24 protein-coding genes are annotated in these 26,403 nt (G+C 62.6%); 21 read left to right on the top strand and 3 right to left on the bottom strand.

What is annotated here, in order from left to right; all coding sequences use genetic code 11:
• Positions 1 to 33: 33 nt before the first annotated feature.
• The 8 genes from dnaE to ispD all read left to right on the top strand — a co-directional run bounded on the left by dnaE (position 34) and on the right by ispD (position 11,344).
• Positions 34 to 3,558: a DNA polymerase III subunit alpha gene (gene dnaE, locus F6X62_RS07420; RefSeq protein WP_153773124.1), complete on the top strand. Its 3,525-nt coding sequence runs from the start codon at positions 34 to 36 to the stop codon at positions 3,556 to 3,558.
• A 105-nt stretch (positions 3,559 to 3,663) separates the two neighbouring features.
• The gene (gene accA / locus F6X62_RS07415; RefSeq protein ID WP_054891066.1) at positions 3,664 to 4,611 is read left to right on the top strand and encodes an acetyl-CoA carboxylase carboxyl transferase subunit alpha; all 948 of its coding nucleotides are present in this window, start codon (positions 3,664 to 3,666) and stop codon (positions 4,609 to 4,611) included.
• Between the two features lie 105 nt (positions 4,612 to 4,716).
• Positions 4,717 to 6,012 carry a tRNA lysidine(34) synthetase TilS gene (gene tilS, locus F6X62_RS07410; protein ID WP_153773123.1) on the top strand — a complete coding sequence of 432 codons (1,296 nt, stop codon included), beginning with the start codon at positions 4,717 to 4,719 and terminating at the stop codon, positions 6,010 to 6,012.
• Positions 6,013 to 6,281: 269 nt separating this feature from the next.
• Positions 6,282 to 7,910 carry a CTP synthase gene (locus tag F6X62_RS07405; RefSeq protein WP_054891064.1) on the top strand — a complete coding sequence of 543 codons (1,629 nt, stop codon included), beginning with the start codon at positions 6,282 to 6,284 and terminating at the stop codon, positions 7,908 to 7,910.
• Between the two features lie 3 nt (positions 7,911 to 7,913).
• Positions 7,914 to 8,759: a 3-deoxy-8-phosphooctulonate synthase gene (kdsA, locus tag F6X62_RS07400; protein WP_054891063.1), complete on the top strand. Its 846-nt coding sequence runs from the start codon at positions 7,914 to 7,916 to the stop codon at positions 8,757 to 8,759.
• 153 nt (positions 8,760 to 8,912) lie between these two features.
• Positions 8,913 to 10,202 carry a phosphopyruvate hydratase gene (gene eno, locus F6X62_RS07395; protein ID WP_054891062.1) on the top strand — a complete coding sequence of 430 codons (1,290 nt, stop codon included), beginning with the start codon at positions 8,913 to 8,915 and terminating at the stop codon, positions 10,200 to 10,202.
• Between the two features lie 156 nt (positions 10,203 to 10,358).
• Positions 10,359 to 10,640, top strand: a complete 282-nt coding sequence (ftsB, locus tag F6X62_RS07390) for a cell division protein FtsB (protein ID WP_054891061.1) — start codon at positions 10,359 to 10,361, stop codon at positions 10,638 to 10,640.
• Complete coding sequence (gene ispD / locus F6X62_RS07385) at positions 10,637 to 11,344, top strand: 2-C-methyl-D-erythritol 4-phosphate cytidylyltransferase (protein WP_153773122.1); 708 nt, start codon at positions 10,637 to 10,639, stop codon at positions 11,342 to 11,344. The genes ftsB and ispD overlap by 4 nt, the downstream gene beginning before the upstream one ends.
• A gap of 31 nt (positions 11,345 to 11,375) precedes the next feature.
• Here ispD and F6X62_RS07380 read toward each other — a convergent pair whose 3' ends face one another.
• Positions 11,376 to 12,272, bottom strand: coding sequence for a LysR substrate-binding domain-containing protein (locus tag F6X62_RS07380; RefSeq protein ID WP_054891059.1), 897 nt, complete (start codon positions 12,270 to 12,272; stop codon positions 11,376 to 11,378).
• A 106-nt stretch (positions 12,273 to 12,378) separates the two neighbouring features.
• Between F6X62_RS07380 and F6X62_RS07375 the strand changes: the two genes are divergently transcribed.
• From F6X62_RS07375 to rpoS, 8 genes are all read left to right on the top strand, one after another.
• Positions 12,379 to 13,491 (top strand): S-(hydroxymethyl)glutathione dehydrogenase/class III alcohol dehydrogenase, encoded by a 1,113-nt coding sequence (locus tag F6X62_RS07375; RefSeq protein ID WP_153773121.1) that lies wholly within the window; start codon positions 12,379 to 12,381, stop codon positions 13,489 to 13,491.
• Positions 13,492 to 13,499: 8 nt separating this feature from the next.
• Complete coding sequence (gene fghA, locus F6X62_RS07370) at positions 13,500 to 14,354, top strand: S-formylglutathione hydrolase (protein ID WP_153773120.1); 855 nt, start codon at positions 13,500 to 13,502, stop codon at positions 14,352 to 14,354.
• 72 nt (positions 14,355 to 14,426) lie between these two features.
• Positions 14,427 to 14,900 carry a 2-C-methyl-D-erythritol 2,4-cyclodiphosphate synthase gene (ispF, locus tag F6X62_RS07365; protein ID WP_054891057.1) on the top strand — a complete coding sequence of 158 codons (474 nt, stop codon included), beginning with the start codon at positions 14,427 to 14,429 and terminating at the stop codon, positions 14,898 to 14,900.
• A complete protein-coding gene (gene truD, locus F6X62_RS07360; RefSeq protein WP_153773119.1) occupies positions 14,897 to 15,955 on the top strand; it encodes a tRNA pseudouridine(13) synthase TruD in 1,059 nt (352 codons plus the stop codon). The genes ispF and truD overlap by 4 nt, the downstream gene beginning before the upstream one ends.
• Positions 15,943 to 16,692, top strand: a complete 750-nt coding sequence (gene surE, locus F6X62_RS07355) for a 5'/3'-nucleotidase SurE (RefSeq protein ID WP_054891055.1) — start codon at positions 15,943 to 15,945, stop codon at positions 16,690 to 16,692. The genes truD and surE overlap by 13 nt, the downstream gene beginning before the upstream one ends.
• A 41-nt stretch (positions 16,693 to 16,733) precedes the next feature.
• Positions 16,734 to 17,372: a protein-L-isoaspartate(D-aspartate) O-methyltransferase gene (locus F6X62_RS07350; protein ID WP_162714454.1), complete on the top strand. Its 639-nt coding sequence runs from the start codon at positions 16,734 to 16,736 to the stop codon at positions 17,370 to 17,372.
• 188 nt (positions 17,373 to 17,560) lie between these two features.
• Positions 17,561 to 18,421, top strand: coding sequence for a peptidoglycan DD-metalloendopeptidase family protein (locus tag F6X62_RS07345; RefSeq protein WP_153773118.1), 861 nt, complete (start codon positions 17,561 to 17,563; stop codon positions 18,419 to 18,421).
• Positions 18,422 to 18,530: 109 nt separating this feature from the next.
• Positions 18,531 to 19,538, top strand: coding sequence for an RNA polymerase sigma factor RpoS (gene rpoS / locus F6X62_RS07340; protein ID WP_054891052.1), 1,008 nt, complete (start codon positions 18,531 to 18,533; stop codon positions 19,536 to 19,538).
• A 503-nt stretch (positions 19,539 to 20,041) separates the two neighbouring features.
• On the opposite strand, the gene fdxA is transcribed toward rpoS, so the two are convergent.
• Both fdxA and mutS read right to left on the bottom strand, forming a co-directional pair.
• The gene (gene fdxA / locus F6X62_RS07335) at positions 20,042 to 20,365 is read right to left on the bottom strand and encodes a ferredoxin FdxA (RefSeq protein ID WP_054891051.1); all 324 of its coding nucleotides are present in this window, start codon (positions 20,363 to 20,365) and stop codon (positions 20,042 to 20,044) included.
• Positions 20,366 to 20,501: 136 nt separating this feature from the next.
• Complete coding sequence (mutS, locus tag F6X62_RS07330) at positions 20,502 to 23,072, bottom strand: DNA mismatch repair protein MutS (RefSeq protein WP_153773117.1); 2,571 nt, start codon at positions 23,070 to 23,072, stop codon at positions 20,502 to 20,504.
• Positions 23,073 to 23,219: 147 nt separating this feature from the next.
• Between mutS and F6X62_RS07325 the strand changes: the two genes are divergently transcribed.
• From F6X62_RS07325 to F6X62_RS07305, 5 genes are all read left to right on the top strand, one after another.
• On the top strand, positions 23,220 to 23,660 hold the full coding sequence (locus tag F6X62_RS07325) for a hypothetical protein (protein ID WP_153773116.1): 441 nt from the start codon (positions 23,220 to 23,222) through the stop codon (positions 23,658 to 23,660).
• A gap of 64 nt (positions 23,661 to 23,724) precedes the next feature.
• Positions 23,725 to 24,459, top strand: coding sequence for an XRE family transcriptional regulator (locus F6X62_RS07320; protein WP_054891094.1), 735 nt, complete (start codon positions 23,725 to 23,727; stop codon positions 24,457 to 24,459).
• Positions 24,460 to 24,999: 540 nt separating this feature from the next.
• Positions 25,000 to 25,323, top strand: a complete 324-nt coding sequence (locus tag F6X62_RS07315; protein WP_054891048.1) for a phage holin family protein — start codon at positions 25,000 to 25,002, stop codon at positions 25,321 to 25,323.
• A gap of 11 nt (positions 25,324 to 25,334) precedes the next feature.
• A complete protein-coding gene (locus F6X62_RS07310) occupies positions 25,335 to 25,832 on the top strand; it encodes a hypothetical protein (protein ID WP_153773115.1) in 498 nt (165 codons plus the stop codon).
• Complete coding sequence (locus tag F6X62_RS07305) at positions 25,829 to 26,389, top strand: phage baseplate assembly protein V (protein WP_112899014.1); 561 nt, start codon at positions 25,829 to 25,831, stop codon at positions 26,387 to 26,389. The genes F6X62_RS07310 and F6X62_RS07305 overlap by 4 nt, the downstream gene beginning before the upstream one ends.
• Positions 26,390 to 26,403 lie beyond the last annotated feature (14 nt).

Raw genomic sequence — 26,403 nt, 5'->3', positions numbered from 1 at the left:
CCCTTGTCGTTCAGCATTGCCACAGGATCTTCAATGTCGGTCTCCTTCGTTCACCTCCGCGTGCACTCCGAGTTCTCCCTCGTCGACGGCCTGGTGCGGATCAAGCCGCTGGCCAAGGCCCTGGCTGGAATGAACATGCCGGCGGTGGCGATCACCGACCAGAGCAACATGTGCTCGCTGGTGAAGTTCTACAAGACCGCCATGGGCGCAGGGATCAAACCGATCTGCGGCGCCGACCTGTGGCTGGCCGGTGCCGATCCGGAGGCACCGCTGTCGCGCATCTGCTTCCTGGCGATGAATCCCCAGGGCTATCGCAACCTGACCGAGCTGATCTCCAAGGGCTGGACCGACGGCCAGCGCAACGGCCTGGTGATCATCCAGCGCGAATGGATCGCGCCCGCCAGCGAGGGCTTGATCGGCCTGTCCGCGGCGCGTGAGGGCGATATCGGCATGGCGCTGCTCTCCGGTCGTACCGACGAGGCCGAGGCCCTGTTGCGCGACTGGATGCAGATGCTGCCGGAGCGCTTCTATGTGGAAGTGCAGCGCACCAACCGGGCGGGCGACGAAGAATACCTGCATGCTGCCGTTGCCCTCGCCGACAAGGTCGGCGCGCCGCTGGTGGCGACCAACGATGTGCGCTTCATCAAACAGTCCGACTTCGATGCCCACGAGACCCGCGTCTGCATCGGCGAGGGCTGGACCCTGGACGACCCGCGGCGCCCACGCGCCTACAGCGACCAGCAGTACCTCAAGTCGCCCGAGGAGATGGCCGAGCTGTTCAGCGACCTGCCGGACGCCATCGCCAACACCGTCGAGATCGCCAAGCGCTGCAACATCACGGTGCAGTTGGGCAAGTACTTCCTCCCCGACTTTCCGACGCCCAACGGCATGGGCATCGACGACTACCTGCGCCACGTCTCCTACGAGGGCCTGGAAGAGCGTCTGGCCGTGCTCTGGCCGAAAGAGACCACCCCCAATTACGAAGAGAAGCGCCAGGTCTACTTGGACCGCCTGAAGTTCGAGCTGGATATCATCATCCAGATGGGCTTCCCCGGTTACTTCCTGATCGTTATGGACTTCATCAAGTGGGCCAAGAACAACGACGTGCCGGTGGGCCCGGGGCGGGGTTCGGGTGCTGGCTCGCTGGTGGCCTACGTACTGAAGATCACCGACCTCGACCCGCTGGCCTACGACCTGCTGTTCGAGCGCTTCCTCAACCCTGAACGTATTTCCATGCCCGACTTCGACGTCGACTTCTGCATGGATGGTCGCGACCGGGTGATCGACTACGTGGCCGAGGCCTACGGGCGCAATGCGGTGAGCCAGATCATCACCTTCGGCACCATGGCCGCGAAGGCGGTGGTGCGTGACGTGGCGCGTGTGCAGGGCAAGTCCTACGGCCTGGCCGATCGCCTGTCGAAGATGATCCCGTTCGAAGTGGGCATGACCCTGGAGAAGGCCTACGAGCAGGAAGAGATCCTGCGCGACTTCCTCAAGGGCGACGAAGACGCTCGCGAGATCTGGGACATGGCCCTCAAGCTCGAGGGGGTCACTCGCGGTACCGGCAAGCACGCCGGTGGCGTGGTGATCGCGCCGACCAAACTCACCGATTTCTCGCCGATCGCCTGTGACGAAGAGGGCGGCGGCCTGGTGACCCAGTTCGACAAGGACGACGTCGAGGCTGCCGGCCTGGTGAAGTTCGACTTCCTCGGCCTGCGGACACTGACGATCATCAAGTGGGCGATGGAGATCATCAACCGCGAGCAGAAAAAGAAAAACCTGCCCGACGTCAACATCGACTTCATCCCGCTGGACGACCGCAAGACCTACGAGCTGTTGCAGAAGGCCGAAACCACGGCGGTGTTCCAGCTTGAATCGCGCGGCATGAAAGAGCTGATCAAGAAGCTCAAGCCCGACTGCCTGGAAGACCTCATCGCACTGGTGGCCTTGTTCCGCCCCGGTCCGCTGCAGTCGGGCATGGTGGATGACTTCATCAACCGCAAGCACGGCCGCGCGGAGCTGGCCTACCCGCACTCCGATTACCAGTATGAAGGCCTCAAGCCGGTACTGGCCCCCACCTACGGCATCATCCTGTACCAGGAACAGGTGATGCAGATCGCCCAGGTGATGGCCGGCTACACCCTGGGTGGCGCCGACATGCTCCGCCGGGCGATGGGCAAGAAGAAGCCCGAGGAAATGGCCAAGCAACGCGGCGGTTTCATCGAAGGCTGCGTGGCCAACAACATCGACGCGGACCTGGCCGGTAACATCTTTGATCTGGTAGAGAAATTCGCAGGTTACGGCTTCAACAAGTCTCACTCCGCGGCCTATGGCCTGGTGTCGTACCAGACCGCTTGGCTCAAGACCCACTACCCGGCGCCGTTCATGGCTGCGGTGTTGTCGGCGGATATGCACAACACCGACAAGGTGGTGGTGCTGGTCGAGGAAGTGCGCAGCATGAAGTTGCGCCTCGACGCGCCGGACGTGAACTTCTCCGACTTCAAGTTCACCGTCAACAACGACGGTCGTATCGTCTACGGCCTGGGTGCGATCAAGGGGGTGGGTGAAGGCCCGGTGGAGGCGATCGTCGAGGCACGCGCCGAAGGTGGACCGTTCAAGGACCTGTTCGACTTCTGCGAGCGCGTCGACCTCAAGCGCATCAACAAGCGTACCCTCGATGCGCTGATTCGCAGCGGTGCGCTCGATCGCCTGGGCCCGCACTTCCATGACGAGATCAAGGCCTATCAGGCCAACATCGACCGCAACCGCGCGGTGCTGCTGTCGGCGCTCGAGGAGGCGATCAAGTCGGCCGAGCAGACCGCCCGCACCGCTGACAGCGGGCATATCGACCTGTTCGGTGGGCTGTTCGTCGAGGAAGACTCCGATGTCTATGCCAACCACCGCAAGGTCCGCGAGCTCACGCTCAAGGAGCGGCTGAAAGGCGAAAAGGACACCCTCGGGTTGTATCTCACCGGTCATCCGATCGATGAGTACGAAACCGAGATCCGCCGTTTCGCTCGTCAGCGCATCGTCGACCTCAAGCCTTCGCGCGAGACCCAGACCATCGCGGGGATGATCATTGCCCTACGGGTGATGAAGAACAAGAAGGGTGACAAGATGGGCTTCGTCACCCTCGACGACCGCTCCGGTCGCATCGAGGCTTCGTTGTTCGCCGATGCCTTCATGGCGGCCCAGGCGCTGCTGCAGACTGACGCCATGGTGGTGGTCGAAGGCGAGGTCAGCAACGACGACTTCTCCGGCGGCCTGCGCCTGCGCGTCAAGCAGGTGATGACCATGGAGGATGCCCGCACCAAACTGGCCGAAAGCCTGCGCCTGAAGATCGCCCACGAAGCGCTCAAGGGCGATCGCCTGGCCTGGCTGGGCGAGCTGATCACCCGTCATCGCGGCGGTTGCCCGATCACGCTCGAGTACACCGGCAGCGATGCCAAGGCCATGCTGCAGTTCGGCGACGAGTGGTCGATCGACCCCGCCGATGGCCTGATTCAGGCGCTGCGTGACCAGTTCGGACGTGAGAACGTCTTCCTGCAATACCGTTGAAACGACGAATTTTAATCTCGACCTGAATGCGCCAGATCCCGTAAGGTATGGCGCCAAACGGATCAACCGGCCGGCCGCCTGGCCGTAGACCCAAGACGGATGCCTATGAACCCGAATTTTCTCGATTTCGAACAGCCGATTGCCGACCTGCAAGCCAAGATCGAAGAGCTGCGCCTGGTCGGTAACGACAACTCGCTGAACATCAGCGATGAAATTGCCCGTCTGCAAGACAAGAGCAGCACCCTGACCGAAAGCATCTTCGGCAACCTGACCAGCTGGCAGATTGCCCGCCTGGCACGCCACCCGCGTCGTCCGTACACCCTGGACTACATCGATCACATCTTCACCGAGTTCGAAGAGCTGCACGGCGACCGTCACTTCTCCGACGACGCCGCGATCGTTGGCGGTACCGCGCGCCTGGACGGCAAGCCGGTGATGGTCATCGGTCACCAGAAGGGCCGCGAGGTGCGCGAGAAGGTCCGCCGCAACTTCGGCATGCCGCGTCCTGAAGGCTACCGCAAGGCCTGCCGCCTGATGGAGATGGCCGAGCGCTTCAAGATGCCGATCCTGACCTTCATCGACACCCCAGGTGCCTATCCGGGTATCGACGCCGAAGAGCGCAACCAGAGCGAGGCCATCGCCTGGAACCTGCGCGTCATGGCGCGCCTGAAAACTCCGATCATCGCCACCGTGATCGGTGAAGGCGGTTCGGGCGGCGCACTGGCTATTGGCGTGTGCGACCAGCTGAACATGCTGCAATACTCCACCTACTCGGTGATCTCGCCGGAAGGTTGCGCCTCGATCCTGTGGAAGACCTCCGACAAGGCGCCGGACGCTGCCGAAGCAATGGGCATCACCGCTGAGCGCTTGAAGAGCCTGAACATCGTCGACAAGGTGATTGGCGAGCCACTGGGCGGCGCTCATCGCGATCCGGCCAAGATGTCGGCCAGCATCCGTGCCGACCTGCTCGAGCAGCTCGACATGCTGGGCAAGCTCGACAACGATACCCTGCTCAAGCGTCGCTACGATCGCCTGATGAGCTACGGTCTCTGATTGGCAGGGGCGCCTGGCGCCCCATTCGCAGGCAAGCCGCCTCCCACTCGTGCGTCTTCTGTGGGAGCGGGCTTGCCCCGCGATGCGGTCCTCAGTGAGGCAACCATGCTCGACCTCACCCAATCCCTCTCCCCCTGGCTCAAAGCCCCCGCCTGGCACGTCGCCTTCTCCGGCGGCCTCGACTCCACCGTCCTGCTAAACCTGCTCTTCGATTACGCTCGCGATCATGAAGCACCGCCATTGCGTGCCGTGCATATTCATCACGGTCTGCAAGCGGCCGCCGACGCTTGGCCTGCACATTGTCAGCAGGTCTGTGATGCGCTGGGTATCGAACTGCGCGTGATCCATGTCCAGGTCGAGCCTGTCGCCAGCCTCGAGCAAGCCGCCCGCACCGCGCGATACGACGCGTTCACAGCGCTTCTGGGCCCCGACGAAGTGCTGTTCACCGGCCAGCACCGCGAAGACCAGGCAGAGACCCTGCTGTTTCGCCTGTTGCGTGGTGCCGGCCTGCGCGGCCTGGCGGCGATGCCTGCTTCCCGTCCGCTGGGACAGGGGCAGTTGGTCAGGCCGTTGCTTGATCTGGCGCGGGGTCAGTTGCAGCGGTATGCCCAGGCAGCGGGGCTGAGATGGATCGAAGACCCGTCCAACACCGATACCCGCTTCGCCCGCAATTTCCTGCGCGCCGAAGTGTTCCCGCTGCTACGCCAGCGCTGGCCGCAAGCGAGCCAGAGCCTGGCACGCAGTTCCGCGCACTTGGGCGAGGCCCTGGCGCTGCTGGACGAACTCGCCGCCTCCGACATCGCTGCCGCAAGCGCCGGAGCAGTGGCGCCCTGGCAATGCCTGGACTCGCTGGACATGGGAGTGCTGGCGGCGCTCTCGCCGGCGCGCCAGCGTAACGCCTTGCAGTACTGGCTGAGCAGTCGTACACGTCTACCTGATAGCCGCCATTGGGCCGGCTGGGACAACCTGCGTGATGCGGCAGCCGATGCCCAGCCGCTCTGGCGCTTGACCGATGGCGAGCTGCAGCGCAGCCATGGACGGCTGTGGTGGTTGAGCGGTGATTGGCTGCAAGCGCCGCAGGGCGGGGCGCCTTGGCCGGATCCGAGCCAGCCGCTCTCGTTACCTGGCAATGGCAGCTTGCGGCTGGTGGGTGTCATTCCTGGGCCTGGCCTGCATGTCACCTATCGCCAGGGCGGCGAAGTCCTCGATATTCCAGGGCGCGGCCACCGCGACCTGAAGCGCCTGCTCAACGAGCACCGCGTGCCGCACTTCGTGCGTCATCGCCTGCCACTGCTTTGGCAGGGCGAGCGCCTGCTGGCGGTGGCCAACCTGCCGGAGCTGGGGCAGACCGACTGGCAACTGCAGTGGCAGCCGCCGACGAACGTGCAAGGTTTGAGCTGAAGGGTACATTCCGGTAGACTACCCTCCCTTCTTGATACAGCTTCTGTGGGTTCCGCGAAAACACAGGAGTTGCCGATTACCAAGCAGTTTTTTGCTGGGCTGATTCTTAAAATGACGAGCGAGCTCCACACTGGGGATACCCCCGGTCTGTACAGACGCGGCAGTTGTTCGAGATGCACTGTGATTGACGCAGGTGATCGGGGGCTTCGGCCTTCCTTCGCTTTCTCCGGCGGCGCTGGCCGCCTTAACGCAGACTTCTAGGGTTTTTCATGACGCGCTACATATTCGTCACGGGCGGTGTTGTTTCTTCATTGGGGAAAGGCATTGCCTCGGCTTCCCTGGCGGCCATCCTGGAAGCGCGGGGGCTCAAGGTCACCATGCTCAAGCTGGACCCGTACATCAACGTCGATCCGGGCACCATGAGCCCGTTCCAGCACGGTGAAGTGTTCGTCACCCACGACGGTGCCGAGACCGACCTCGACCTGGGCCACTACGAGCGGTTCATCCGCACCACGATGACCCAGAACAACAACTTCACCACCGGCCGCATCTACGAGCACGTGCTGCGCAAGGAACGCCGTGGTGACTACCTGGGCGCGACCATCCAGGTCATCCCGCACATCACCGACGAAATCAAGCGTCGCATCATCAAGGGCGCCGGCGATGCCGACGTGGCCCTGGTCGAGATCGGCGGCACCGTGGGCGACATCGAGTCGCAGCCATTCCTCGAAGCCATCCGTCAGTTGCGTGTCGAAGTGGGCTCCAAGCGCGCCATGCTGATGCACCTGACGCTGGTGCCGTACATCGCCACCGCCGGCGAAACCAAGACCAAGCCTACTCAGCACTCGGTCAAGGAGCTGCGCTCCATCGGCCTGCAGCCTGACGTGCTGATCTGCCGCTCCGACCACCCGGTCGATGCCTCTTCGCGCCGCAAGATCGCCCTGTTCACCAACGTCGAAGAGCGTGCGGTGATTTCGCTGGAAGACGTCGACACCATCTACAAGATCCCGGGCGTGCTGCACGCACAGGGCCTGGACGACTTCGTCGTCGAGCGCTTCGGCCTGCAGTGCAATGGCGCCGACCTGTCCGAGTGGGACAAGGTCGTCGACGCCAAGCTCAATCCCGAGCATGAAGTCACCATCGCCATGGTCGGCAAGTACATGGAGCTGCTGGATGCGTACAAGTCGCTGATCGAAGCGATGAGCCACGCCGGCATCACCAACCGCACCAAGGTCAACCTGCGTTACATCGATTCCGAAGACATCGAGAACCAGGGTACCGGCCTGCTCGAAGGCGCCGACGCCATCCTGGTACCGGGCGGCTTCGGTCTGCGTGGCGTGGAAGGCAAGATCAAGGCCGTGCAGTTCGCCCGTGAGAACAAGGTTCCGTACCTGGGCATCTGCCTGGGCATGCAGGTCGCGGTCATCGAGTTCGCCCGTAACGTGGTGGGCTGGAAAGACGCCAACTCCACCGAGTTCGATCGCAACGGCGCGCACCCGGTCGTCGGCCTGATCACCGAGTGGGCCGATGCCACCGGCGCCGTCGAAACCCGTACCGAAGCCTCTGACCTGGGTGGCACCATGCGCCTGGGCGCGCAGGATTGCCAGCTGATCGCCGGTTCCAAGGTCCACGACTGCTATGGCAGCGACGTGATCACCGAGCGTCACCGTCACCGCTACGAAGTGAACAACAACCTGCTGCCGCAACTGATCGACGCCGGCCTGGTGGTTTCCGGTCGTTCCGAAGATGGCGCGCTGGTCGAAGTGGTCGAGTCGAAGGATCACCCATGGTTCGTCGCCTGCCAGTTCCACCCGGAGTTCACCTCCACGCCTCGTGACGGTCACCCGCTGTTCAGCGGTTTCGTCAAGGCAGCCCTGGCACAGAAGAACAAGGCCTGATCCATGACCCAGAAGATCATTCGCGTCGGCAACATCGAGATCGCCAACGACAAGCCGTTCGTCCTGTTCGGCGGCATGAACGTCCTGGAGTCCCGTGATCTGGCCCTGAAGGTCTGCGAAGAGTACGTGCGGGTGACCGAAAAGCTCGGCATCCCGTACGTGTTCAAGGCCAGCTTCGACAAGGCCAACCGTTCGTCGGTGGCCTCGTACCGTGGTCCGGGCATGGAAGAGGGGCTGAAGATCTTCGAGGAGATCAAGCGCACCTTCAACGTGCCGGTGATCACCGATGTGCACGAACCCTACCAGTGCGAACCGGTGGCCAAGGTCTGCGACATCATCCAACTGCCGGCGTTTCTCTCGCGCCAGACCGACCTGGTAGTGGCCATGGCCAAGACCGGCGCGGTGATCAACATCAAGAAGGCCCAGTTCCTCGCACCGCACGAGATGAAGCACATCCTCGCCAAGTGCGTCGAGGCCGGTAACGACCAGCTCATCCTCTGCGAGCGCGGTTCGAGCTTCGGCTACAACAACCTGGTGGTCGACATGCTCGGCTTCGGCATCATGAAGCAGTTCGAGTACCCGGTGTTCTTCGATGTCACCCACTCGCTGCAGACGCCGGGTGGTCGTGCCGACTCCGCCGGCGGTCGCCGTGCCCAGGTCACCGACCTGGCCAAGGCGGGCATGAGCCAGGGCCTGGCCGGCCTGTTCCTTGAGGCCCACCCGGATCCGGACAACGCCAAGTGTGATGGTCCATGCGCCCTGCGCCTGGACAAGCTGGAGCCATTCCTGGCGCAGCTCAAGCAACTGGACGACCTGGTGAAAAGTTTTCCGACGGTAGAGACCGCGTAAAGCTCGTTTCTCGGGTAAAGTACCGCCCGTTCCACCCCCTGGCCTGCCGGTCAGGGGCTCCCTTCGCCAGGCCTGCCCGTGCCATGTCGCCTGGTGAACGGCAAGAATTCCCAAAGCTGCGTTGTTTTCGTCAATTCTGGAGTGCTTACAACAATGGCAAAGATCGTCGACATCAAAGGTCGTGAAGTTCTCGATTCGCGTGGCAACCCCACCGTGGAAGCCGATGTGCTGCTCGACAACGGCATCATCGGCAGCGCTTGCGCGCCGTCTGGTGCTTCCACTGGCTCGCGCGAAGCGCTGGAGCTGCGTGATGGCGACAAGAGCCGTTACCTGGGCAAGGGCGTGCTGAAGGCTGTCGGCAACATCAATGGTCCGATCCGTGACCTGCTGCTGGGCAAGGATCCTTCCGACCAGAAAGCACTCGACCGCGCCATGATCGAACTGGACGGTACCGAGAACAAGGCCAAGCTGGGCGCCAACGCCATCCTCGCCGTGTCCCTGGCCGCTGCCAAGGCTGCTGCACAGGACCAGGACCTGCCGCTGTACGCACACATCGCCAACCTCAACGGTACCCCTGGCCAGTACTCGATGCCGGTGCCGATGATGAACATCATCAACGGCGGCGAGCACGCCGACAACAACGTCGACATCCAGGAGTTCATGGTTCAGCCGGTCGGCGCCAAGACCTTCTCCGACGGCCTGCGCATGGGCACCGAGATCTTCCACCACCTCAAGGCTGTCCTCAAGGCCCGTGGCCTGAACACTGCCGTGGGTGACGAAGGCGGCTTCGCCCCGAACCTGGCCTCCAACGAAGACGCCCTGGCGGCCATCGCCGAAGCAGTCGAGAAGGCCGGCTACAAGCTGGGCACCGACGTCACCCTGGCCCTGGACTGCGCCGCTTCGGAGTTCTACGAAGACGGCAAGTACAACCTGTCTGGTGAAGGCAAGTCGTTCGACGCCGAAGGTTTCGCCGACTACCTGAAAGGCCTGACCGAGCGCTTCCCGATCATCTCGATCGAAGACGGCCTGGACGAGTCCGACTGGGCTGGCTGGAAGATCCTGACCGACAAGATCGGTGCCAAGGTGCAACTGGTCGGCGATGACCTGTTCGTGACCAACACCAAGATCCTGAAAGAAGGCATCGAGAAGGGCATCGGTAACTCGATCCTGATCAAGTTCAACCAGATCGGCTCGCTGACCGAAACCCTGGAAGCCATCCAGATGGCCAAGGCCGCTGGCTACACCGCGGTGATCTCGCACCGTTCCGGTGAAACCGAAGACTCGACCATCGCCGACCTGGCTGTCGGTACTGCTGCAGGCCAGATCAAGACCGGTTCGCTGTGCCGCTCCGACCGCGTCTCGAAGTACAACCAATTGCTGCGTATCGAAGAGCAACTGGGCGCCAAGGCCGTCTACCGTGGCCGTGCCGAGTTTCGCGGCTGAGCAAGAGATGGTAAAAAGGCAGCAGCCGGGGCTGTCTGAGCGTTCTCACTGAGCGTTCAGCGCCTTCAAACGGGTTTCTGTCGACGAAGCCTGGCCTCGGCCAGGCTTCGTGCTATCGGAAGCTCGCTGCGGCGGCCTTTTACCCTGGATATCTTCATGCGCAGTCCCTATTGGTTGTTCCTCGTCCTGCTGTTGTTGCTCGGAGGCCTGCAATATCGCCTCTGGGTCGGTAATGGCAGCCTGGCGCAAGTGGCCGAGCTGCAACAGCAGATCGCCGACCAGCATGCCGAAAACGAACGGCTGCTGGAACGCAATCGCGTGCTCGACGCTGAAGTGCTGGAGTTGAAGAAAGGTATGGAGACCGTGGAAGAACGGGCTCGTCATGAACTGGGGATGGTCAAGGAGGGCGAAACCCTCTACCAGTTGCCACAGAAATGATCCATGAACTGCCGGCCTTCTGGGCCGTGATTCCTGCCGCGGGCATTGGTGCCCGCATGGCTGCCGACCGCCCCAAGCAGTATCTGCAACTGGGCCGGCAGACCATCCTCGAGCATAGCCTCGACTGTTTTCTCGACCATCCCACGCTCAAGGGGGTGGTGGTCAGCGTTGCCGAAGAAGATCCTTACTGGCCTGGTTTGCGCTGTGCGAATGATCCTCGCATCCAGCGCGCAGCGGGCGGGCGCGAGCGTGCCGATTCGGTATTGAATGCCTTGCTGCTGCTGCATGCCCACGGGGCGGCCGACGATGACTGGGTGCTGGTGCACGATGCTGCGCGGCCGAACCTGGCGCGCAGCGATCTGGACAAGCTGCTGTCGGAGCTGGGCGACGATCCGGTGGGCGGGCTGCTGGCGGTGCCTGCGCGCGATACTCTCAAGCGTGCCGACGCGACTGGCCGGGTCAGCGCCACGGTGGACCGCACCACCGTATGGCAGGCCTACACGCCGCAGATGTTCCGGCTTGGCATGCTGCACCGGGCACTGGCCGAGTGCCTGGTGGCGGATGTGGCAGTGACCGATGAATCCTCCGCCATTGAGTGGGCCGGGCATGCGCCGCGATTGATCGAAGGGCGTAGTGACAACATCAAGGTGACCCGGCCCGAAGATTTGGAGTGGTTGCGTCAGCGCTGGGCTGGGCGGCGCTGAGGCTTTAGCCTGTGCCCGCTTCTTTGCGGGCTCAGCCTGGCTGATACTCCGGCAATCCTGCCAACCCGTCCTTCAGATAGTCGACCAACCGCCGTACCTTGGGTGACAGGTGCCGCTGTTGCGGATACAGCGCCCACACCGCGGTGTTCGGCGGCTGGTGCGCCTCCAGCAGTGACACCAGTGCCCCGGCATGCAGATGCTCGAGCACGTAGTAATCCGGTAACTGACACAACCCCATTCCCTGCAGCGCCGCGTCGAGTACCGCCTGGCCGCTGTTGCAGCGCCAGTTGCCTTGAACCCGTTGGCTGATTTCACGGCCATCCTGCTGCAGCACCCACAGATCCGAACTGCCCACCAAGCAATTGTGCCGCGCCAGTTCCGACAGGCTGTGCGGTCGGCCGTAACGCTCCAGATACGCTGGCGATGCACACAGGTACATGCGCCGCGGTGCGAGGCGCGTGGCCACCAGGCGTGAATCCTGTAGGCGTCCCAGGCGAATAGCCAGGTCCATGCCCTCGTGCAGCAGGTCCAGGGTGCGGTTGCTCAGCTCCACCTCGACGCGCAACTGGGGATACAGCGCCATGAAACGAGTCACCAGTGGCACGATGAAACGCTCGCCGTAGGCCACCGCGCAGGTCATGCGCAGCAGACCTTTGGGTTCGCTGGCCAGGTCCCCCATCGCGCGCAGCGCTTCTTCGCGGCCATCCTGCAAACGCTGGCAGTGTTGCAGGAAGGTCTGCCCGGCCTCACTCAGGGTCACGCGCCGGGTGCTGCGGTACAGCAGCCGAGTTTGCAGGCGTTCCTCCAAGCGAGCGATCTGTCGGCTGATATGCGATGAGGAAACCCCCAGTCGTTCGGCGGCCGCGGTGAACTGGCCCGACTCGGCGACCGCGACGAACTCGTCGATTCCTTCCCAGCGACTGCTCATTGATTATCCCTGTGTGGCAATAATGTTTTGCATTTGCCCGGATTATTCATCAAAAAAGCATGAATTACACTGATGACCTGAACCGATACCTAGCTTGGAGCCCTTCATGATCAAGTCCCGCGCCGCTGTTGCCTTCGAGGCCAAGAAACCCCTGGAAATCGTCGAAGTGGACGTGGCCATGCCCAAGGCGGGCGAGGTGCTGCTGCGCGTGGTCGCCAGCGGTGTCTGCCATACCGATGCCTACACACTCTCCGGCGCGGACCCGGAAGGTATCTTCCCGTCGATCCTCGGGCACGAGGGCGGCGCGATCGTCGAAGCGGTGGGTGAGGGCGTCACTTCGCTGGCTGTTGGTGACCACGTGATCCCGCTGTACACCCCGGAATGCGGCAAGTGCAAATTCTGCCTGTCGGGCAAGACCAACCTGTGCCAGGCCATCCGCGCCACCCAGGGCAAGGGCCTGATGCCTGATGGCACCACACGCTTCAGCTACAAAGGGCAGCAGTTGTTCCACTACATGGGCACCTCGACCTTCTCCGAGTACACCGTTCTGCCGGAGATCTCCGTGGCCAAGATCCAGAAGGAAGCGCCGCTGGAGAAGGTCTGCCTGCTCGGTTGCGGCGTGACCACCGGTATCGGTGCGGTACTCAACACCGCCAAGGTCAAGCCGGGTGACACCGTGGCCATTTTCGGCCTGGGCGGCATTGGCCTGTCGGCGGTGATCGGTGCGGTGAAGGCCAAGGCCTCGCGCATCATCGCCATCGACATCAACCCGGCCAAGTTCGAGATCGCCCGCCAGCTGGGCGCCACCGACTGCATCAATCCGAAGGAGTACGATCGTCCGATCCAGGAAGTGATCGTAGACCTCACCGATGGCGGCGTGGACTTCTCCTTCGAATGCATCGGCAATGTCCAACTGATGCGTGCGGCGCTCGAGTGCTGCCACAAGGGCTGGGGCGAGTCGGTGATCATCGGGGTGGCCGGCGCTGGCCAGGAAATCGCCACCCGTCCATTCCAGTTGGTTACCGGCCGGGTATGGCGTGGTTCGGCATTCGGCGGCGTGCGTGGCCGCAGCGAGTTGCCAAGCTACGTGGAAATGTCCGAGAAGGGCGAGATTCCGCTGGACACCTTCATCACCCACACCATGGGGCTGGAGGACATCAACAAGGCCTTCGACCTGATGCATGAAGGCAAAAGCATCCGTAGCGTGATCCACTTCTGAGGTCAGCCATGAGCCTGGACAACATCTCCTGCCAGAAGAGCTTCGGCGGCTGGCACAAGCGCTACAAGCATCACTCCAAGGTGCTGGGCTGCGACATGGTGTTCGCCGTCTACCTGCCACCGCAGGCCGAGCAGGGCGAGAAACTGCCGGTGCTGTACTGGCTCAGTGGCCTTACCTGCACCGACGAGAATTTCATGCAGAAGGCCGGCGCCCAGCGCCTGGCTGCCGAGCTAGGCCTGATCATCGTTGCGCCCGACACCAGCCCGCGTGGCGAGCAGGTGCCCGGCGATCCGGAGGGAGCCTGGGATTTCGGGCTCGGCGCCGGCTTCTACCTCAATGCCACCCAGCAGCCCTGGGCCCAGCATTACCGCATGCACGATTACGTGGTGCAGGAGCTGCCGGCGTTGATCGAGGCGCATTTCCCTGCGTCCGATCAGCGCAGTATCAGTGGTCATTCGATGGGCGGGCATGGGGCGCTGGTCTGTGCCCTGCGCAACCCGGGGCGCTACCGATCGGTGTCGGCGTTCTCGCCGATCAGCAACCCGATGGATTGCCCGTGGGGCGAGAAAGCCTTTTCCCGCTACCTGGGTGATGACCGCGCGCGCTGGCGTGAATGGGATGCCAGCGTGCTGCTGGCCGACACCCCGGCTGGCCAGTGCCCACCGCTGTTGGTCGACCAGGGCGATCGCGATGACTTCCTCGACAAGCAGCTCAAGCCAGCAGCGTTGGAGCAGGCGGCGCGCAAAGGAGGGCATGAACTGACCCTGAGGCTGCAGCCGGGGTATGACCATAGCTACTACTTCATCGCCAGCTTCATTGATGAGCACCTGCGTCATCACGCCGTCGCACTTGGGCGGGTGTAGTGATGCAGCAGCGGCCCCAATAGCGGCCAAAGCAGGTAGAATCACGCCCTGACTCAATCAGGGCGTTTTTCTATGCGTATTGGCCACGGCTACGATGTGCACCGTTTTGCTGACGGTGATTTCATTACCTTGGGCGGGGTGCGTATTCCCCACAAATACGGCCTGCTGGCCCATTCCGATGGTGATGTGCTGCTGCACGCCCTGAGCGATGCCTTGCTTGGCGCTGCTGCGCTGGGTGACATCGGCAAGCATTTTCCCGACACCGACCCGCAGTTCAAGGGCGCTGACAGCCGCGTGCTGCTGCGTCATGTGGTGGCCGTCGTGCAGGCCAAGGGCTGGAAGGTGGGCAACGTCGACGCCACCATCGTCGCCCAGGCGCCGAAGATGGCGCCGCACATCGACACCATGCGCCGCTTCATCGCCGAAGACCTGCAGGTCGAGCTCGACCAGGTCAACGTCAAGGCGACCACCGAGGAAAAGCTCGGCTTTACTGGCCGTGAGGAGGGCATCGCCGTGCATGCGGTCGCCCTGTTGCTGCCAGCATGACCGAACTGGAACTGCTGGGCCCGCGCGCCAGCGGCGAGGCCCTTGGCCGCGCCGTGCTCAAGGCGGTCGCCGATGATTTTCAGGTCGATGAAGTGCTCGACATCCCACTGTCCGGTCAAGGCGAGCACCTGTGGCTGTGGGTCGAGAAGCGCGACCTGAACACCGAGGAAGCGGCCCGACGCCTGGCGCGCGCGGCCGGTGTGCCGGTTCGTGCCATCAGTTATGCCGGCCTGAAGGACCGTCAGGCGTTGACCCGGCAGTGGTTCAGTCTGCATCTGCCGGGCAAGGCCGATCCTGACCTGTCCCGTGCCGAAGACGACAGCCTGCGCGTGCTCAAACAGGTGCGTCACCAGCGCAAACTGCAGCGCGGCGCGCACTCGGCCAATGGTTTCACTCTGCGACTGACGGCACTGAGCGCCGATCACCAGGCGCTGGATGCACGTCTGGAACAGCTCAAGGTGCAAGGCGTACCGAACTATTTCGGTACCCAGCGCTTCGGTCATGCCGGCGGAAACGTCCACGATGCACTCGACTGGGCGTCTCGAGAGGCGCTGCCGGAGCAGCGCAACGTGCGTTCGCGGCTGCTGTCTGCGGGACGCAGCTACCTGTTCAATCAGGTTCTGGCGGCGCGAGTGGCGCACGGAAGCTGGAACCAGGCGCAGGTTGGCGATCTTCTGGCCTTCACGGATAGCCGTAGCTTTTTTCCGGCTGGCGAGCAGGAATGCTCCGATCCTCGGCTGGCAATTCTCGACCTTCATCCCACCGGACCCCTGTGGGGCGCGGGTCTTCCGTCAAGCGCGGGCGGGACCGCGGCGCTGGAAACGGCGGTCGGTGAGCGCCATCCGGCACTCTGCAAATGGCTGGGCAGGGCAGGACTGGATCACGAACGGCGCATCCTGCGGCTCCCTATTGGGCGGCTGACGTGGCATTATCCCGAGCCTGATATCCTGCAACTGGAATTCGTCCTTCCGGCCGGATGCTTCGCCACCGTGGTGGTGCGCGAACTTGTGGATCTGGTGCCGGCAGGGCAGACGGAAAGCCCATGCGTATTCTGATTTCCAACGACGACGGTGTTACCGCCCCCGGCCTCGCTGCGCTTCACGGTGCGCTGCAGGACTACGCCGAGTGCGTGGTGATCGCCCCGGATCAAGACAAAAGCGGCGCCAGCAGTTCGCTGACGCTCGACCGGCCACTGCACCCACAGGTGTTGGCCAACGGTTTCATCAGCCTCAACGGCACGCCCACCGATTGCGTGCACCTGGGGCTCAACGGCCTGTTGCCGGAAACGCCCGACATGGTCGTCTCCGGAATCAACCTGGGCGCCAACCTGGGCGACGACGTGCTGTACTCCGGCACGGTTGCCGCTGCATTGGAGGGCCGCTTTCTCGGCGGCACTTCGCTGGCGTTCTCGCTGCTGTCGCGCCTGCCGGACAACCTGCCGACCGCCGCCCATATCGCCCGGCGCCTTGTCGAGGCGCAGTCGCGTCTGGAACTGCCGGCGCGCACCGTGCTCAACGTCAACATCCCCAACCTCCCGCTGGAGCATATCCGCGGTATACGCCTCACCCGTCTGGGGCACAGGGCACGTGCGGCCGCACCGACCAAGGTCGTCAATCCGCGCGGCAAGGAAGGGTACTGGATCGCCGTGGCCGGTGACGCCGAGGACGGCGGCCCGGGGACTGACTTCCATGCAGTGATGCAAGGCTATGTATCGATCACGCCGCTGCAACTGGATCGCACCTTCAACGATGCCTTCGAGCGCCTCGATGGCTGGCTGGAGGGGCTGCTTTGATGCGCGAACAGGATGATCTTCAGCGCCGTGGCGGCATTGGCATGACCTCCCAGCGTACCCGGGAGCGCCTGATCCAACGCTTGTATGAAGAGGGCGTGTCGAACACCAAGGTGCTCGAGACCATTCGCCGCACCCCTCGCCACCTGTTCGTCGATGAAGCCTTGGCCCATCGGGCGTATGAAGATACTGCGCTGCCGATCGGCCATAACCAGACGATTTCCCAGCCATTCATGGTTGCGCACATGAGCGAACTGCTGCTGGAGGCCGGCCCGCTGGACAAGGTGCTGGAGATCGGCACCGGTTCTGGTTACCAGACCGCCATCCTGGCGCAGTTGGTCGAGCGTGTGTTTTCGGTCGAGCGGATCAAGGTGCTGCAGGATCGTGCCAAGGAGCGTCTGGTCGAGCTGAACCTGCGTAACGTGGTGTTTCGTTGGGGCGACGGTTGCGAAGGCTGGCCGGCGCTGGCGCCTTACAACGCCATCATCGTCACCGCGGTGGCGCCGGAAGTCCCCCAGGCCTTGCTCGATCAGTTGGCACCCGGCGGACGTATGGTGATTCCGGTGGGGGCGGCGGGCGAAGCACAGCAACTGTTGCTGATCGTTCGTGAGGAACAGGGCTTCTCGCGCCGGGTGCTGGGCGCCGTACGCTTCGTGCCGCTGCTCAACGGACCACTGGCCTGACGGCCGACGGAATATGTGCGGTTGTAACGAATTCTTGCGCCGCGGGCTTGTCTATCTGGCGGGGTGAGGCAAACCCCGCCAGAATGACAGCGCCCGTACGGGCCACCCAAGCGGGTCGGGCTCGGTTATAATTGAAACAATATTGCATATCGTCATATCCAGATTTCGGCACCATGAGGGGAGCGCGGGTGGGTCACACAATCATTCGGCAGCGCAAGGATCGGTCGGGTTTCAAGCTTCTGGTGATTGCGCTGGCCATGGGAACCTTGCTGGCGGGATGCTCCAGCACCGGCTCCAGTGGCGCTCGGGTGGTCGATCGCAACAACGCGGCACCCAAGCGTCCGACCGTGACCTCGGGGCAGTATGTGGTCAAACCTGGCGATACCCTGTTCTCTATCGCCTTCCGCTACGGCTGGGACTACAAGGAGCTGGCCGCGCGCAATGGCATCTCGGCGCCCTACACCATCCGTCCTGGCCAGCCGATTCGTTTCAGCAGCGGCGCTGGAGGCTCCACCACCGTCGTATCGTCCGGCCCCTCGTCGTCGAGCAGGACCACGGTCATTCGCCGTCCGGTTGGTACGCAGACCCCGCCAGTAACAAATAGCGACAAGCCGGCAACAGCTTCCCCTGCCACGACCGCTCCGACCGTCACCCAGGTGCCGGCCGCAGAGCGTGCGGTGGGGGGCTGGACTTGGCCGGCGAACGGCGTACTGATTGGAAAATTCGCTTCAAACGGTAGTTTGAATAAAGGCATTGATATCGCCGGAGATTTGGGACAGCCTGTTTTTGCTGCATCTGATGGTGCGGTGGTTTACGCCGGGAGTGGCTTGCGGGGCTACGGCGAACTCATCATCATCAAGCACAATGATACCTACGTCAGTGCCTACGGCCACAACCGCAGGCTCATGGTTCGGGAGGGGCAGCAGGTCAAGGCAGGGCAGACGATCGCAGAAATGGGGTCTACGGGCACTGATCGGGTGAAGCTGCATTTCGAGATTCGCCGCCAGGGCAAACCCGTCGACCCACTCCAGTTCCTGCCACGCCGTTGATTGTTGCACCAGCCTGTTCCTGAAGACGTAAAGGGGACAGGCTTTAGCGCTGCCAGGGAATCAGGCGACGCTAGAGTCTGAGGTTCGAACTCAGCAAAGGACTATAACAATGGCTCTCAGCAAAGAAGTGCCGGAGTTTGACATCGACGATGACCTCCTCCTGATGGAGACAGGTATCGTTTTGGAAACGGATGTGGTGTCAGACGAACCTGCTGTACCTTCGGTTCGGACCAGGGCCAAAACGGGCTCATCGCTCAAGCAGCACAAGTACATCGATTACAGCCGTGCGCTCGACGCCACGCAGCTGTACCTCAACGAAATCGGTTTCTCGCCACTGCTCTCCCCGGAAGAGGAGGTGCACTTCGCGCGCCTGTCTCAGAAGGGCGACCCGGCCGGCCGCAAACGCATGATCGAGAGCAACCTGCGTTTGGTCGTGAAGATCGCCCGCCGCTACGTCAATCGTGGCCTGTCGCTGCTCGACTTGATCGAGGAGGGCAACCTGGGGCTGATCCGCGCCGTGGAGAAGTTCGATCCGGAGCGCGGCTTCCGTTTCTCGACCTACGCGACCTGGTGGATCCGCCAGACCATCGAACGGGCGATCATGAACCAGACCCGCACCATTCGCCTGCCGATCCACGTGGTCAAGGAGCTCAACGTCTACCTGCGCGCTGCGCGCGAGCTCACCCAGAAGCTCGACCATGAGCCGTCCCCCGAAGAAATTGCCGGGCTGCTGGAGAAACCAGTGGCTGAGGTCAAGCGCATGCTTGGGCTCAATGAGCGTGTCTCCTCGGTCGACGTGTCCTTGGGCCCGGATTCGGACAAGACGCTACTCGACACCCTTACCGATGACCGCCCCACCGATCCGTGTGAATTGCTGCAGGACGACGACCTGTCGCAGAGCATCGACCAGTGGCTGGGTGAGCTGACCGACAAGCAGCGGGAGGTGGTGATTCGCCGCTTCGGCCTGCGTGGCCATGAAAGCAGTACGCTCGAGGATGTTGGCCTGGAGATTGGCCTCACCCGTGAGCGTGTACGGCAGATCCAGGTGGAGGGGCTCAAGCGTCTGCGTGAGATCCTGGAAAAGAACGGCCTGTCCAGCGAGTCGCTGTTCCAATAAGCTGCTGCGCGCAAACAGAATGCCCCGATGACCTCGGGGCATTTTTTTGTCTGGGAAATTGTTCAACCTACTAGCGCTGTTGCTTGGCGTGTAAGAGATCGCTTACTCGTGGTGTAAGCCTTCGCTACCAACAAGAGTAAATAATTGCCTTTTTCAGCAACGATATTTTCTTAACTATCTGAAAATAATGAATTTTTTCGGTGTTTGCAAATGTGTCAGCTGTAGCATCTTGTTAGGTGCGCGGGTTGCTCGCGCTGGGGAAATCGCTAGTATCTGAAGTGTGCCGACGGACTGGCACAGGCTTTCAAGGATGATTGCCAAGGACATCGCAGGATGCGATTCATCAGGATGATGAATGGGACAAGCAGGGACTACGGAAAAAATGTGGGCGGGTCAAACCGCCCCTTTTTTTTGCCTGCGATTTCTCCTCGCTCGGGCTTGCATGAGCTCGAATGCCAGGCACAAAAAAGGCCCTTGCGGGCCTTTTTTTGTCACTGCAGCGATCAGCGCTCCAGATCAGCGATCTTGCCTGGCTTGCCATCCCATTCTTCAGCGTCCGGCAGGGGATCCTTACGCTCGGTGATGTTCGGCCATATCTCAGCCAGCTCGGCGTTGAGCTCGAGGAAGTTCTCCATCCCGGCAGGCACTTCGTCCTCCGAGAAAATGGCCTGTGCCGGGCACTCAGGCTCGCACAGCGCACAGTCGATGCACTCGTCCGGGTGAATGACCAGGAAATTCGGGCCTTCGTAGAAGCAGTCCACCGGACAGACTTCCACGCAGTCGGTGTACTTGCATTTGATGCAGTTGTCGGTGACGACGAAGGTCATTTCTAATTTTCTCCTCAGGCGACGGCAGCGTGCCCTTCCTTCCAGGGCAGCGCGGTTCACGTTGGCTGCAGGCCAGGCTAATAGCCTGCAGCTCCGGCAAACCGCGGCGGATTCTACCAGCTTGCGCGGCTGGCCGTTATAACAGGTTTTTCAGTTGATATAGCATTTCGATAGCTTGGCGAGGCGTCATGTCGTCCAGTGCCAGCTTGCCCAGCTTCTCGATGGCCGGGTGTGGCAGGCTGGCGAACAGGTCGCTCTGGTGTGGCACGTGCGGTTCGCCCTTGGCCTTGGTCACCGGCGCCTCGTGGGGCAGGCTGGCGGTTTCCAGACGGCGAAGGTGTTCACGGGCGCGCAGGATGACTTGCGAAGGCACGCCCGCCAGTTGCGCCACTGCCAGGCCATAGCTCTGGCTGGCGGGGCCTGGCAGCACATGGTGCAGGAACACGATACGCTCGTTGTGCTCGGTGGCGTTCAGGTGCACGTTGGCCACCAGCGGCTCGCTGTCCGGCAGTACGGTCAGCTCGAAGTAGTGGGTGGCGAACAGGGTGTAGGCGCGCAACTGCGCCAGACGTTCGGCAGCGGCCCAGGCCAGCGACAGGCCGTCGAAGGTACTGGTTCCGCGGCCGACCTCGTCCATCAGTACTAGGCTGCGGTCGGTGGCATTGTGCAGGATGTTGGCGGTCTCGCTCATCTCTACCATGAAGGTCGAGCGGCCGCCGGCCAGGTCGTCGCTGGAACCGATGCGGGTGAAGATGCGGTCCACCAGCGACAGCTCGCAGCGCGCTGCCGGCACGAAGCTGCCGATATGCGCCATCAGCACGATCAATGCGGTCTGGCGCATGTAGGTGGATTTACCACCCATGTTCGGGCCGGTGATGATCAGCATGCGGGTGTTGTTGTCCAGGCCCAGGTCGTTGGCCACGAACGGCGTGGTCAGTACCTGCTCGACCACTGGATGACGCCCCTGCTCGATGCGCAGGCACGGCTCGTCGACAAAGGCCGGGCAGTTCAGGTCCAGGGTCAGTGCGCGCTCGGCGAGGTTGCTCAGCACGTCCAGCTCGGCCAGCGCCGCAGCGCTGTCCTGCAACGGTGCGAGGTGGCTGATCAAGGTCTCGAGCAGTGCATCGTAGAGCATCTTCTCGCGGGCCAGGGCGCGGCTCTTGGCCGACAACGCCTTGTCTTCGAACGCCTTGAGCTCAGGTGTGATGAAGCGCTCGGCGCCCTTGAGCGTCTGGCGGCGGATATAGTCGCCCGGCGCTTGTTCGGCTTGTTTGGTGGGCAGCTCGATGAAATAGCCATGCACACGGTTGTAGCCGACCTTGAGATTGGCAAGCCCGGTGCGGGCTTTCTCTCGGGCTTCGAGGTCGATCAGGAACTGACCGGCGTTCTCGCTCATGGCCAGCAGTTCGTCGAGTTCGCTGTCGTAGCCGGTCTTGAGTACGCCGCCGTCGCGGATCACCGCAGGCGGGTTGTCGATGATCGCCCGCTCCAGCAGGCTGGCCAGCTCCGGGTAGGTGCCGGTGATCGCCGCCAGGCGGGCCAGGTGGGGGGCTTCGAGCTCGGCCATGGCGTTCTGCAGTTCGGGCAGGGCGCCAAGGGCGTCGCGCAGGCGTGCCAGATCACGTGGGCGGGCGTTGCGCAGGCCGATACGGGCGAGAATCCGCTCGATATCACCGATTTCCTTGAGTTGCGGCTGCAGCTTCTCGAAGCGGTAGCCGTCGAGGAAGCAGCGAATCGAATCCTGGCGTGCCTGCAGCACCTTCAGGTCGCGCAGCGGGCGGTTCAGCCAGCGGCTCAGCAGGCGGCTGGCCATGGCCGTCTGGCAGCGGTCGATGACCGACTGCAGCGTGTTGTCGCGGCCACCTGCCAGGTTGATGTCCAGCTCGAGGTTGCGGCGGCTGGCGCCGTCGAGAATCACCGTGTCATCCATGCGCTCATGGCGCAGGCTGCGCAGGTGCGGCAGGCTGGTGCGCTGGGTTTCCTTGGCGTAGGTCAGCAGGCAGCCGGCGGCGCCGATGGCCAGAGTCAGCTTGTCGCAGCCGAAGCCCTTGAGGTCCTGAGTTGCGAACTGCTGGCACAGACTCTTGCGCGCCGAGTCACGATCGAAGTCCCACGGAGCCCGACGGCGCGCTCCCGGGCGCTTCTCTGCCGGCAGGCCCTGGGGCCAGTCGTCGGGAATCAACAGCTCCACCGGGTTGATGCGCTCGAGTTCGGCAAGCAGGTTTTCCCAGCCCTTGATCTCCTGCACGGTGAAGCTGCCGCTGGTGATGTCCAGCACAGCGAGGCCGAACAAGCGTTCGTCACCCAGCAGGGCGGCGATCAGGTTGTCGCGGCGCTCATCGAGCAGCGCCTCGTCGCTGACCGTACCCGGCGTGATGATACGCACCACCTGGCGCTCAACCGGGCCCTTGCTGGTGGCCGGGTCGCCGATCTGCTCGCAGATCACCACCGATTCGCCGAGCTTGACCAGTTTGGCCAGGTAGCCTTCCAGCGAGTGGAACGGAATCCCGCACATGGGGATCGACTGGCCCGCCGACTGACCGCGTGCGGTCAGGGTGATGTCCAGCAGTTTCGCGGCTTTCTTCGCATCTTCGTAGAAGATTTCGTAAAAGTCGCCCATGCGGTAGAACATCAGCTGGTCTGGATGCTGGTTCTTCAGCTTCCAGTACTGTTGCATCATCGGGGTGTGTGCGGAGAGATCAGACATTCAGGGCCTTGAAACAGGTGGTCTGGTGGCAATTTCGAAACCCGCAATGGTACAGGCTTTTTTCGCCTGCTGCAGGACACAAAGGGCAGGGCACCGCTATGATTTGTCGATTTTCCGGACAGGCCCGAATACAGCGCGAGGAATTCCATGCCAAGGGTGGCGTTTTATCTGATGGTCGCAGGCTTGAGCCTGCCGTTACCGGTCATGGCGGCTGCACAGTGCCCTTTCCCGCAGGGTATGCAGGCGTCGATAGAGGCTTCGCGGCATGTCGTCCAGGCACGGGCTGACGGGACACCGCGGGAGCAGTTGCTGCAGGGGATACCGGCCAAGCTGGACGAGCCGACCCGCCAGTTGCTGCGCGAGATCGTGAGCGAAGTCTATGACAATGAGCCGGTGCAGGCCGATGTGTATGCGGCCTATCGCTTCGAGCACTGTTTCCTGTCTCAGCAGCATGCCGAGACTGTCGCTGCAATCAAGTTCAGCGACGCATTGCCGTTGCTGCGCAAGTGCGAGCAGATCGAACCCCAGGGCGCGCGTCCGCCTTGCGCGATGCGGGCGGTGCATGCGGTGACGGGGATCCCAGAATGATCGCGTGTTCAGGGCGCGCTGTATGCATTTGCATTTCCCATCGATCTGCAGCAATATGCATTTTATGCAAAAGCGCAACGTAGCCACTGTACTCAGAGAACTGCTCGATCGCCACGGCCTGTCCCCGACGGAGCTGCACCGGCGCACGGGCGTACCGCAATCCACCCTGTCTCGGATTCTCAGCGAGAAAATTGTCGATCCGTCAGACAAGCATGTCTCCAGGATCGCCGATTACTTCGGCGTGAGCACCGATCAGTTGCGTGGCCGCATAGAGCTGGGTGAGTCCCGCGAGGCGCAGCCCATGCATGGTCATGTGGACCTGAGCGACATCAGCCTGTGGGACGACGAAACCCCCGTCGAGGATGACGAGGTGTCCGTTCCATTTCTTCGAGAGGTCGAATTGGCAGCAGGATCAGGAAGATTCGTCATCGAGGAAAGCGAGCGCGCGCGCCTGCGTTTCGGCAAGCGCAGCCTGCGCCACAATGGTGTGCAGTTCGACCAGGCCAAGTGCGTCACGGTGCGCGGCAACAGCATGCTGCCAGTGCTGCGCGATGGTGCGACGGTCGGCGTCAACACCGGCAAATGTGCCATTGGCGATATCATCGATGGCGATCTCTACGCTATCAACCACAATGGCCAGCTGCGGGTGAAGCAGGTCTATCGCCTGCCCACCGGCATACGCCTGCGCAGCTTCAACCGCGATGAACATCCCGACGAAGACTACAGTTTCCAGCAGATGCAGGAAGAGCAGATCAGCCTGCTCGGGCATGTCTTCTGGTGGGGCATGTACGCACGCTGACCCGCAAATCCGCTGGATAAAAACCCGCTTCGGCGGGTTTTTTCATGCATACGAAATATCCCCGCCTCCCGCCTTTCATCCCCCGTCACCACAAACCCTACCCGACCTACAAAATTTTTAGGCTCTCTGAAAAGCCCTACAGGCCATACCCGATAAGGCCTTCATGCATTTAAGCAACTCCTCATGCATAAATATTTTCAAAAATGCATTGACTGCATATGCATAAGTGCATAGCCTGTATCTCAAGCCGGACAGCAACCGGTTGTTACACAGGCAGCGATGAACAGGCCTTGACTGTTCAGAGGGTTGGCAACTGGCCCGGGTGTGCAGCGTAAAGCACCACGATCAGTTATCCGGCGGGCAGGTGGCCGCGGTCGGAGTCACTAATTTGAAGCGGAACGGTCGGTGTCACCAGATGTGACCGGCGGTTCGACAACGCATTACTGAAGGGCCTGCACGGACGGGCCTTTTGGAATGCCGCGTTATACGGCAAGGGATCCACCGGCACTCGCCGGTGGCCATGACACAGGAGACAGGACAGTGACGAACGAGCAACAGGCGTTGCTGGAGATGCCGCTCTGGCTGGTGATCGTCCTGGCATTGCTGGGAGGGCTTTCCGGCGAGATGTGGCGGGCCGACAAGGCCGGTGCCCGAGGCTGGTCGCTGCTGCGGCGGCTGGCGCTGCGCTCGGGGGCTTGCATGGTCTGCGGGGTGTCGACGGTGATGCTGCTGTATGCCAGCGGCATGTCGATCTGGAGCGCCAGCGCCTTCGGGTGCCTGACCGCGATGGCGGGGGCCGATGTCGCCATCGGCCTCTATGAACGCTGGGCAGCCAGGCGCCTTGGTTTGAAGGACGAACGATAGGAGTGCGTCACATGAGCGAACTGGCCACCTTGCATGCGGCCTTGACCGCAACGATTCGAGAGGCGATTCCGGAGCTGGCATCGGTCGATGCCTATACGGAAGTAGGAAATGCCCCGGCATTGCCTGCGTTGCGCCATGGCATCGTGCGCATGACTGCCGATGCTGCGCCCAGGGATGGACGCTCGGTGCTGGTCACCACCTTCGAGGCGGACATCACCCCCGATGCCGCCAACCCCGAGGCACGCCTGCAGGGCAGTGTGCTGGCCGCGCAACTGATGGACCTGTTGCGCCAGCAGCTATGGGGGCTGGACTTCGTCGAGCCGAGCCGCAATGTACGGGCGTTCTTCGCCGGTGCTGGCTGGCGCGTGCGCTGGGACCAGCCGGTGCTGCTGGGCGAACTGCAATGGCACTGGCCCGACCAGCCGCCGGGCAGCCTCCGGCTGGGCTTCAGTCCAGAAACGGGGCCCGGCAATGAAAGCCTGTACATCGCCCCGGAGGACCTGGCATGAGCTACGTCAGCGCCACGCATGACCGCATGCTCGCCACCCTGGTGATTCCCTGCCGCGTGGTGGCGGTGGATTTGGCCGCTGCCCGGGTCCGGGTGTCCGATGGTGGCGGCTGGACCAGCGCCTGGGTGCGCTGGCATGCCCAGGCGGCGGGCAAGGCTCGGCACTGGCGGGCGCCGAGCCTGGGTGAGCAGGGCGTGTTGCTCAGCCCCAGCGGTGAACCGGCGCAAGGTACTTTTTTTGCCGGGCTGTATGGCAATGCCGGCTTCCCGCCAGACAATCGCGAGCACGCCGAGGTCTGGCGCTTCGATGACGGCGGTTCGCTGACCTACGACTGGCAGGCCCGGCGTTATGACATCGAACTGCCCAGCGGCAACGCACGCATCAAGGTCGGTGCCAGCACCCTGGTGGTCAGTGACGGCGCGATCACCCTTGAGGCCTCGAGCATCACCCTGACCGGCAAGGTCACGGTCAACGGCCCGCTGACTGTCAGCGGCGACATCAACGGCGGCGGGCGGATCATCGATACCGCCGGCAACACGCCCAACCACAAACACTGAACCCAGCCCGCCAT

Origin of the sequence: Pseudomonas sp. MNR3A, assembly GCF_009650575.1 — a bacterium.
Lineage (GTDB): Bacteria > Pseudomonadota > Gammaproteobacteria > Pseudomonadales > Pseudomonadaceae > Aquipseudomonas > Aquipseudomonas machongensis.
Note: the sequence above shows the minus strand (reverse complement) of the source record. Positions and strands in the feature narration are given on the sequence as shown.

Bases quoted from the DNA above. Each gene is read 5' to 3' on its own strand.
- dnaE (WP_153773124.1), top strand. From the start codon at position 34: ATGTCGGTCTCCTTCGTTCACCTCCGCGTGCACTCCGAGTTCTCCCTC.
- accA (WP_054891066.1), top strand. From the start codon at position 3,664: ATGAACCCGAATTTTCTCGATTTCGAACAGCCGATTGCCGACCTGCAA.
- tilS (WP_153773123.1), top strand. From the start codon at position 4,717: ATGCTCGACCTCACCCAATCCCTCTCCCCCTGGCTCAAAGCCCCCGCC.
- F6X62_RS07405 (WP_054891064.1), top strand. From the start codon at position 6,282: ATGACGCGCTACATATTCGTCACGGGCGGTGTTGTTTCTTCATTGGGG.
- kdsA (WP_054891063.1), top strand. From the start codon at position 7,914: ATGACCCAGAAGATCATTCGCGTCGGCAACATCGAGATCGCCAACGAC.
- eno (WP_054891062.1), top strand. From the start codon at position 8,913: ATGGCAAAGATCGTCGACATCAAAGGTCGTGAAGTTCTCGATTCGCGT.
- ftsB (WP_054891061.1), top strand. From the start codon at position 10,359: ATGCGCAGTCCCTATTGGTTGTTCCTCGTCCTGCTGTTGTTGCTCGGA.
- ispD (WP_153773122.1), top strand. From the start codon at position 10,637: ATGATCCATGAACTGCCGGCCTTCTGGGCCGTGATTCCTGCCGCGGGC.
- F6X62_RS07380 (WP_054891059.1), bottom strand. From the start codon at position 12,272: ATGAGCAGTCGCTGGGAAGGAATCGACGAGTTCGTCGCGGTCGCCGAG.
- F6X62_RS07375 (WP_153773121.1), top strand. From the start codon at position 12,379: ATGATCAAGTCCCGCGCCGCTGTTGCCTTCGAGGCCAAGAAACCCCTG.
- fghA (WP_153773120.1), top strand. From the start codon at position 13,500: ATGAGCCTGGACAACATCTCCTGCCAGAAGAGCTTCGGCGGCTGGCAC.
- ispF (WP_054891057.1), top strand. From the start codon at position 14,427: ATGCGTATTGGCCACGGCTACGATGTGCACCGTTTTGCTGACGGTGAT.
- truD (WP_153773119.1), top strand. From the start codon at position 14,897: ATGACCGAACTGGAACTGCTGGGCCCGCGCGCCAGCGGCGAGGCCCTT.
- surE (WP_054891055.1), top strand. From the start codon at position 15,943: ATGCGTATTCTGATTTCCAACGACGACGGTGTTACCGCCCCCGGCCTC.
- F6X62_RS07350 (WP_162714454.1), top strand. From the start codon at position 16,734: ATGACCTCCCAGCGTACCCGGGAGCGCCTGATCCAACGCTTGTATGAA.
- rpoS (WP_054891052.1), top strand. From the start codon at position 18,531: ATGGCTCTCAGCAAAGAAGTGCCGGAGTTTGACATCGACGATGACCTC.
- fdxA (WP_054891051.1), bottom strand. From the start codon at position 20,365: ATGACCTTCGTCGTCACCGACAACTGCATCAAATGCAAGTACACCGAC.
- mutS (WP_153773117.1), bottom strand. From the start codon at position 23,072: ATGTCTGATCTCTCCGCACACACCCCGATGATGCAACAGTACTGGAAG.
- F6X62_RS07325 (WP_153773116.1), top strand. From the start codon at position 23,220: ATGCCAAGGGTGGCGTTTTATCTGATGGTCGCAGGCTTGAGCCTGCCG.
- F6X62_RS07320 (WP_054891094.1), top strand. From the start codon at position 23,725: ATGCAAAAGCGCAACGTAGCCACTGTACTCAGAGAACTGCTCGATCGC.
- F6X62_RS07310 (WP_153773115.1), top strand. From the start codon at position 25,335: ATGAGCGAACTGGCCACCTTGCATGCGGCCTTGACCGCAACGATTCGA.
- F6X62_RS07305 (WP_112899014.1), top strand. From the start codon at position 25,829: ATGAGCTACGTCAGCGCCACGCATGACCGCATGCTCGCCACCCTGGTG.